Here is a 7,099-nt window from a genome sequence, read left to right on the forward strand (position 1 = left end):
CTCCCCCTCCACGTCGCCGTCTCCGGCGAGGCGGCGCATCGTGGCCTCGTCGGCGGCCGCGAAGACGTCCCCGGGCGCCCCCTCGGCGATCTGGGCGGCCAGGGTGGACGACCCGGCGAACGACATCTGCACGCGCAGCCGTGGATGCTCCTCCTTCAGGTCGGCAGCCAGGCCTTCGAAGGCGTCCGTGAGGGAGGCGGCGGCCAGCACCACGAGGTCGCCCGACGGTTCGCCGGGGGGCGTGGGAGCCTCCTCCCGGCTGCATCCGATGAGGGCGAGGGCCACCGCGCCGGCGGCGAGACGCCGGGTCAGCCGCCCGGAACGCAGGTGAGTCACGCCCCTACGGTGACCGACCCTCCCCCACGCCCGCAACGGGAGCGGCGTCTCAGCCGAGCGACATGTGCACGCGGACGACCGACCCGTCCTCGAACGTCCGCACCTGGACGAGATCGCAGAGCTGGTTCACGAGCCACAGCCCGTACCCGCCCTCCTGCTCTTCCCGCGGGCGGACGCGGCCCGCCAGCGGTCGCGAGATCCGTCCCGCGTCCCGCACCTCGCAGATCAGCGCCCCCGGCCTCGACCAGCAGCGCAAGGTGCCCGACCCGCCCCCGTAGCGGATGCTGTTCGTCGCCAGCTCGGTTACCGCCATGAGCAGGTCCGCGGTACGGTCCGCCCCGACACCGGGTGGCCGCCGCCGACACGAACGTCCTCACGGCACGCAGGCTCCTCATGTCGTAGGTCATCGACTCGAAGGGGCCGTCGGGCTCATCCAAGGGAGTCGAGAAGGGCTCGGAGGCCGGCCCAAGACCGCCGTAGGTCGAGCTGGACGAGCCGACTCCGCCGAGCGATACCACGGGATGCGTCGTCGCGGCCGCCTCGACCACCTCGGGGTCCAGCGCGGCCGCGTCGTAGGGACAGATCAGCCACAGGGATGGACCCTCGGCGAACGCCAGGTTGAGCAGGGACTCGTGGCGGTGGCACTCGACGATCTCCTCGTCGCTGCGGCCCGCCCATATCGGCTCGCCGACCCCGCGGAGGGGCCGGTCCCCCGCCCGGGCTGCGAAGTCGACCCAGGCGGGGATGATCCTGGCGGGGTTGCTGCCGAGCTGGGTCATGTCCTCGAAACGCACGTCCGCTGCGTCGTGGCCCAGTTCCTCGCGGAGGGCCTCGACCTTCTCGCCCGGAACCGCCACCAGCATGGCCGCCCCCTCACGCACCCCGTCCCTGACGAACGACGAGATCCGCTGCACGAACTCGTCCAGGCCCTCGTAGACGAGCGCCTCGTGGCGGAACCCGGATCCCCCGCCCCTTGGGTTCTCAGCGGGCCGCGAAGTGGCGCCCCGGACGGGCGCACCGGCGGACATGCCGTGTCCGATACCCATCTGGAAAGGACTGTAACCGCGGGGCGTCCGGACGGGCGGGCTCCCGCCCGGACCGTCAGACTCGAGCCATGGAGGGTGGCGGCAGCTCGTGGCCCCGCCGGTGGCGGGCGCGGTGGATCTGGTGGGAGGAACACGACCTCCTCCGGGCGGTCTTCGCCGCCTCGCCCCTGCGTCGGGACGGGTTCGGCTACCTGCGCACGACCTTCGAGCTGCGGTCGGCTCCGGCGCGGGCGACCTGCCGCATCACCGCCGACGGCCGCTACCAGCTGTGGGTCAACGGCACCCGTATCGGGCGGGGGCCGGTGCGGTCCGAACCCTCGCACCTCACCTACGACACCTACGATCTGGGGGCTCACCTGCGCGAGGGCGTGAACGCGGTAGCCGTGCTGGTCCGGGGGTACGGCGAGGCGAACCCTCACTACAAGCCCGCCCCGCCCGTCGGGACGCTCGGCCTCGGTGCCCTGCTCTTCGAGGCGGAGATCGACGGACTCCTCGTCTGCAGCGACCGGTCCTGGCGCGCCGCCGAGGCCCCCTTCCGACGCGCGGAGCCCAGCGGCGTGGGCGGCCCCCCACCTCCCGAGATCGTGAACGGACGCGCCGTCCCGAACGGATGGACCGAGCCCGGCTTCGACGACTCGGCCTGGCGCCCGGCGTACGAGACGGAGGCGGCGGGTCCGGGGTCGGGCGGCGGCATCCCCCCCTGCGAGCCATTCGGAGGGCTGGGCCCCCGTCCGATCCCACACCTCGCGGAGCGCGTCATGTCCCCAGTCTCTGCCCGGGGCGACGGCGGGTCGACCGTCTTCGACATGGGTCAGATCGTCTGCGGGCATCCACGCATCGCCCTCGAGGCGGAGGCGGGCACGGTCGTCCGGCTCACGTGCGGGGAGGCACTAGACGAGGCCGGCACCCCCGTCACCGACGTGAGGGAGTGGGAGCTCGTATACACGGCCTCCGGACGGCCCGGAGAGGCGATCGAGGCGTTCGAGCCGGTCGGCTTCCGTTACCTTCGGACGTCGATCATCGAAGGGAACGCGACCCGACTCTCCGTAGATGCTCTGGAGCGCACCTACCCAAGGGAGCCGGGATCGTACTTCCGGTGCAGCGACCCGGTCCTGACCGAGCTCTGGCAGGCGGGGGCCAGGACCCTCGACCTGTGCTCCCTCGACGCCTACATCGACTGTCCGGGACGGGAGCAGCGGTCCTGGCTCGGCGACGACTACGTGATGGCTCTCGTGGGCCTCGTCTGCAACCCCGACGTCCGCCTGGCCGCCTGGACGCAGCGTCTGCACGCGCAGGGGGCCCGTCCGGACGGGCTCCTCCCCGCCGTCGCCGCGTCCGACTTCACGGACCGCCCCGTCACCCTGCCCGACTGTTCCCTGCACTGGATCCGCACCCAGGCCCGGCTGTGGGAGCGGACGGGGGACCGCGACCTCGTGGTCGGCCTGCTCCCCGTCGCCGCCCGGATCCTCGACTGGTTCGAGGCGAGGCGCGGGCCGGACGGGTTGCTCACCGATCTCGAGGGTTGGGTCTTCATCGACTGGGCGCAGAACGAGCGTGGACGGCAGACGGCGGTGATGGACGCCCTGTACGCCATGGCCCTCGAGGACGCCACCACGCTCGCGGTCGTGGCCGGCGACCGGGGACTGGCCCGCCGGTGTACCGAGCGGGCGCGAGCGACCCGACGCGCGTTCGGCCGCTACTGGGACCGACGCCGTCGCGTCTACGTGGACGCGGCCGACCCGGACGGCTCCCCGGGCCGCCGGGTGAGCCAGCACACGAACGCCGTCGCGATCCTGTCCGGGTGTGCCCCCCGGTCGCGATGGGACGGGATGCTCGACCGGGTCCTGGACCCACGTCGGGTCGTCCGGACGCTCACCCCCGGCGACACCCCTGAGCTGGACCGCCGCCTGAGCCACCAGTGGGAGGACCCGGCGATGGACGAGGAGGAGCAGGTGGTCGAGGCGCAGCCCTTCTTCTCGCACTTCGTCCACCAGGCGGTGGCGCAGGCCGGACGCGCCCACCTGATCGTGGACCTGTGCCGGAGATGGACCCCGATGCTCGAGCGCGGGAACGGGTGCATCGAGGAGTACTGGACGGCTCGGCCCGGTCTCGGCTCGCTCTGCCACGCGTGGTCGGCCACCCCGACCTACGACCTGTCCACGCACGTCCTGGGCATCAGACCCCTTCACGACACCGTGCACGTGAACCCGGCGCTCGGCGACCTCGACTGGGCGGAAGGCGCGGTACCGACGCCCCATGGACCCGTGCGGGGGCGGTTCGGCGCCAGGTCGTGGCTCGAGGTCCCGGATCGCATGGAGGCCATCGTCGCGATCGGGGGCCGCGAGGTCCGGCTCGGTCCGGGACGGCACGACCTGTAGCCCGACGTTCGGCGGTCGTCTAGGCTTGCCCTCATGCCGGATACCTGGAGCGTCGAACGGCGAGCCGACCGGACGGTGGTCGTCTTCGACGGCGAGGTCGACTTCGCGAACGCCCCCGCGTTGGAGACCGACCTCCGCGCCCAGCTGCAGCCCGAGGGACTCCTCGTGCTCGATCTGCGCGGGCTACGCTTCATCGACTCGTCCGGTCTGCGGGTCTTCCTGCGGCTGTGGAAGAGCTCCCAGGAGACGTCGAGCCGCGTGGTGATGGTGAAGGGGTCCGCAGGCGTGCAGCGGCTGCTGGGCTTCGTCCGCGAAGAGGCGCCGTTCGAGCTGGTGGAGTCACCGGAGATGCTCGATGAACCAGACGCCTGACGTCGAGCTGGCCCTGCGGCCGACCGCGGAGAGCGGGCGGGAGGCGAGGCGCGCCGTCGACCGTTTCCGCCCCAGCTTCCCGGAGCACATCGTCGATGTCCTCCACCTCCTCGTCACCGAGCTCGTCTCCAACGCGGTGCGCCACTCGGGGGCCAGTCCGAGCGAGGTGTTCCTCCTACGCATGTGGCTACGGCCGGACGGTGTCCGGGTGGAGCTCCATGACAACGGGCCCGGCTTCGACCCGGAGGCCCTGCTGCCTCGGAGCCCTGACAGCGGGTGGGGTCTGTCGCTGCTCGAGTCGCTCGCGAGCCGGTGGGGGGTGGCCCGCGAGGACGGAGCACGGGTCTGGTTCGAGATAGACCACCCTGCGCACGAGGCGGACCTGTCCCGCCTGAGGCACGGCTGATGGACATGCACCGCGTCCTGGAGACGGCGACGGCGGTCGCTTCGGACGTCCTGGCGAAGAACGCCGAGGCCGTGGACCGAGAGGCACGCTGGCCCCAGGAGGGGATCGCGGCGCTGCTGGACGCCGGACTCGGCGGTCTGGTGGTGCCCGAGGACGCGGGCGGCCTCGGCTACGGACTGCTCGCGCTCACCCAGGTCTGCGAGACGCTGGGTCGTCAGTGCGCCTCTACCGCGATCTGCTACGGGATGCACGGGGTGGGGGCGGCGGTCATCGCGGCGAAGGCGACCCCGCAGCAGCGTGAGCGATACCTCGAGCCGATCGCCCGGGGAGAGCACCTCACCACGCTGGCACTGAGCGAGCCTGGGAGCGGCTCCGCCTTCTGGATACCCTCGACGGCGCTCGCCGCTCGCGACGACGGGACCTATGTCGTGCGTGGAGCGAAGGTCTTCGTCACCAACGGCTCCCACGCCGACTCCTACGTGATATCCACCGTCGCCGCCGACCCGGCCGCCCCGCCCGGCGAGTTCTCGTGCGCGATCCTGCCCGCCTCATCGGAGGGGCTCGTGTGGGGAGGGGGCTGGCAGGGGTTCGGGATGCGAGGCAACGACGCACGACGCCTCGAGATCGACGACGTGGTCATCACCCGTCGAGAGATCCTGGGCGAGGAGGGCGAGGAGATCTGGTACGTCTTCAACGTCGTCGCCCCCTTCTTCCTGGCCGCGATGTCGGGCACCTACCTCGGGGTCGCTCAGACCTGCCTGGAGGAGACGGTCCACCACCTTGGGGGCCGACGCTTCGAGCACACGGGCTCCACCCTCGGCCGCCAGCCGGTCGTCCAGCACCGGCTGGGGCAGCTGTACGGGGTCGTCGAGCGGGCCCGCAGGCTGACCTACGAGGCGGCCATGGCGGCCGAGTCGGGAGCCGAGAACGCGCTCCCCCTACTGTGCTCGGCGAAGGCCGAGGTCGGAGACACCGTCGTCGCGGTGGCCAACGAGGCGATGACGCTCATGGGTGGGATCGCGTACGGGGAGAACTCGCGGATCGCCCGGTCCCTGCGCGACGCGCGCGCCGCGCCCGTGATGTCGCCCTCCACCGACCTGCTGCGCACGTGGGTCGGACGGTACCTGCTCGGGCTCCCATTGCTCACGGAGTGAGCCAGATGAGCGTCGTCCTCGCCGTGGCGCTGGACGCCGAGCTCACGCGAGCGCTCGCCCGGACGGAGCCCGCCTGGCGCCTCCACCCGACCGACGACCCGGAAGGGGTGGACCGACTGGTCCGTGGAGAGCGCTTCGACCTCGTTGTGGTAGCCCCGTCTGTACGGGAGCCGATCCGTGTGGCCCAGCGCGCTCATTCAGCGGACCGCACCGTGCCGGTCGTGCTCCTCAGGGAGCCCGGAGATCTGGAGGTCGTCCGGCGGGCCCTGCAGCTGACGCCCCTGATCGGGGAGAGCGTGCACTGCCTCCCGTCGCCCCACGATGTCGGCGAGCTCGCCGCGGTCCTCCGGGAGGTCCTCAGCGAGTCGGACGCCCGGGCTCGCCACGAAGCCACGACTTCGATGCTCGACCAGATGCTGCGCGAGGCGACCCCCACGCAGCGCCAGCACCTCGGCCTGATCCTCGAGCATCTGCCGGTCGGGGTGATCTCCCTCGACGCCGAGCTGCGTATCCGCGGCACGAACCGAGCCGCCGCCCAACTCTTCGCCGGCCCGGGCGCCGACGCCATCGGCTCCCCCGTCGCGGACGGTTTCGACGATCCGGTCGGCGTGGAGACGTTCCTACGGGGAGCCTCCAGTGGCACGACGCCAGCCGAGCTGTTCGCGATGAGGCACCCGGACGGCCCCCGGCACCTGGAGCTCATCGTCGCTCCCGCGGGAGCCGGTTCCGATGGGCGCGGTCTGCTGCTGCTCGTCCAGGACGTGACCGCACGGGTGCTGGCAGAGCGCGCACGCGACGAGGCTGAAGAGGTCCTCAGGTTCCAGAAGCAGCTGCTCGAGATCGAGAGCGAGGCGACGATCGATGGGATCCTGGTGGTATCGCCGGAGGGGAGGATCCTCTACTCCAATCGACGCTTCGCGCTGATGTGGGGGATCCCAGACGACGTGATGGCGGCCGAGGGCGAATCCGCCGCGCTCGAGTGGGTCTCCCACAGCGTGGTGGACGCAGTGGGGTTCGCGGCCCGTGTGCGCTACCTGTACGAACATCCCGACGAGGTCGACAGGGACGAGATCCTCCTCCGCGACGGGCGCGTCTTCGATCGGTTCTCCACCCCGCTGCGCGACCCCCAGGCGGGTTACCTGGGACGCGCCTGGTACTTCCGGGACATCACCCAGCAGAAGCAGCTCGAGGCGAACCTGAGGCGCAGCCAGGAGAGGTCGGAGCTGCTCGCCAATGCCTCCGCCGTCTTCGCGTCCTCCCTCGACCACGAGGCGATCCTCCACCGCCTGGCCGAGCTCGCCGTAGCCGGCGCCGCGGATTGGTGCGCGGTCGACCTCACCGATGCCGACGGGCGCATCCGGCGCCTCACCGCGACCCACCGGCTCCCCGAGAAGCGCGCCCTGGCTG

Annotated in this window: 6 protein-coding genes and 1 pseudogene; 5 read left to right on the forward strand and 2 right to left on the reverse strand. The window is 71.8% G+C overall.

The features are described from left to right. Together VM840_07660 and VM840_07665 are read right to left on the reverse strand one after the other, a co-directional pair. The coding region (locus tag VM840_07660; GenBank protein HVL81450.1) for an extracellular solute-binding protein at nucleotides 1-336 on the reverse strand (336 nt) is incomplete at its 3' end. A gap of 49 nt (nucleotides 337-385) precedes the next feature. Beyond that, a pseudogene (locus VM840_07665) lies at nucleotides 386-679 on the reverse strand (ATP-binding protein). Between the two features lie 771 nt (nucleotides 680-1,450). On the opposite strand from VM840_07665, the gene VM840_07670 reads away from it, so the two are divergent. The 5 genes from VM840_07670 to VM840_07690 all read left to right on the forward strand — a co-directional run. Further along, on the forward strand, nucleotides 1,451-3,760 hold the full coding sequence (locus VM840_07670) for a family 78 glycoside hydrolase catalytic domain (GenBank protein HVL81451.1): 2,310 nt from the start codon (nucleotides 1,451-1,453) through the stop codon (nucleotides 3,758-3,760). Between the two features lie 33 nt (nucleotides 3,761-3,793). Continuing rightward, nucleotides 3,794-4,132, forward strand: a complete 339-nt coding sequence (locus tag VM840_07675; protein ID HVL81452.1) for an STAS domain-containing protein — start codon at nucleotides 3,794-3,796, stop codon at nucleotides 4,130-4,132. Next, the gene (locus VM840_07680; GenBank protein HVL81453.1) at nucleotides 4,116-4,538 is read left to right on the forward strand and encodes an ATP-binding protein; all 423 of its coding nucleotides are present in this window, start codon (nucleotides 4,116-4,118) and stop codon (nucleotides 4,536-4,538) included. Before VM840_07675 ends, VM840_07680 begins: the two co-directional genes overlap by 17 nt. After that, a complete protein-coding gene (locus VM840_07685) occupies nucleotides 4,538-5,692 on the forward strand; it encodes an acyl-CoA dehydrogenase family protein (protein HVL81454.1) in 1,155 nt (384 codons plus the stop codon). The genes VM840_07680 and VM840_07685 overlap by 1 nt, the downstream gene beginning before the upstream one ends. 5 nt (nucleotides 5,693-5,697) lie before the next feature. Continuing rightward, nucleotides 5,698-7,099 (forward strand): PAS domain-containing protein (locus tag VM840_07690; GenBank protein ID HVL81455.1); only part of this gene is annotated, 1,402 nt, incomplete at its 3' end.

This window comes from Actinomycetota bacterium, from assembly GCA_035540895.1.
Taxonomy (GTDB): Bacteria; Actinomycetota; JAICYB01; order JAICYB01; family JAICYB01; genus DATLFR01.